1 protein-coding gene is annotated in these 1,184 nt (G+C 36.8%); it reads right to left on the bottom strand.

Annotated features, from left to right (window positions below; translation table 11 throughout):
• On the bottom strand, positions 1–1,184 hold a 1,184-nt coding region (locus ABS764_RS16155), incomplete at both ends, for a DUF7507 domain-containing protein (protein WP_456264509.1).

Below are 1,184 nucleotides of genomic sequence, written 5' to 3'. Positions count from 1 at the left end.
TGAGGTATTTCTGTAATGGTACAATCAGCACATTCCGGATCTTTAGGACACGTAGTACAAGGCGTTGGATCAGTAGAAGTAGCCGTTATTGGATTTTCTTTCGGATCTTTCGCAGTTGCTGTTGCCAGGTTGTACACAATACCTTTGTTAATATCGTTTTGCGTGATTGCATGCGAAGCTGTGAATGTTGTTGCATCCGTTGCTCCCGGAGCTAAAGTTGCAATAGGTCCACCCGTTACCAATGCATTATTATCAGTTACAGTTACATTAGTTAAAGTAACATTTCCTGTATTAGTAATTACAAATTTGTATGATACTACATCACCAATATTGGTTTTACCATCATTGTTAGTATCTACATAAGTACCGTCTTTTGTAATTGCGATACCAGGATTTTGAGGTATTTCTGTAATGGTACAATCAGCACATTCCGGATCTTTAGGACACGTAGTACAAGGCGTTGGATCAGTAGAAGTAGCCGTTATAGGGTCTCCAGCAGGTGGAGTTCCTTTAGCGATGGCTAAATTATAAACTACTCCTTTGTTAATATCATCTTGAGTAATATTGTAAATCGCAGAGAATGTAGTGGAATCACTTTCGTTTATATTTAAAGTTATTGGACCTCCAAGTACAGATACTTTATTATCAGTTACTGTTATGTTTGTCAACGCTGAACCTCCGGTGTTTTTTACTGTAAATGTATATTTGATTTGGTCTCCAACAGTAGTTTTTCCATCATTGTTGGCATCAATATATGTTCCTTCTTTTTCGATAGAAATAGATGGTGTGTAAACAGAAATCTTAACAGTCGCTTCATCACAATTAGTAGATAAATTTATGTTTTCACAAATTTTATATACCACTTCATAATTTCCTGCAGGAGTTCCCGGAGCTAGTACCACATCAGTTCCAACAAGTGTGATTCCGCTATTAGTACTGCTTACAAATGAAGTAGTAATCTCAAGTGGATTTACTACACTACCATTTAGGTAATCATTATTTAAAATGTTAATTCCTGCGTTTCCACCATTAATACCATTTATAGGTCCCGCTATATCATCATTGGCCTCTATGGCAGAAGAAGTAATAGTCAAAGTACCGTCAACTTTAGTTACAATATAGTTTGGATTTTCTCCCAAAGCAACTGTAATAGGATAAGTGGCTACAGGCGAGAACTGCGTAGC

Source organism: Flavobacterium plantiphilum, assembly GCF_046000495.1.
Taxonomy (GTDB): domain Bacteria; phylum Bacteroidota; class Bacteroidia; order Flavobacteriales; family Flavobacteriaceae; genus Flavobacterium; species Flavobacterium plantiphilum.
The sequence above is the reverse complement of the archived record's forward strand: the minus strand, read 5'-3'. Positions and strand labels throughout refer to the sequence as shown.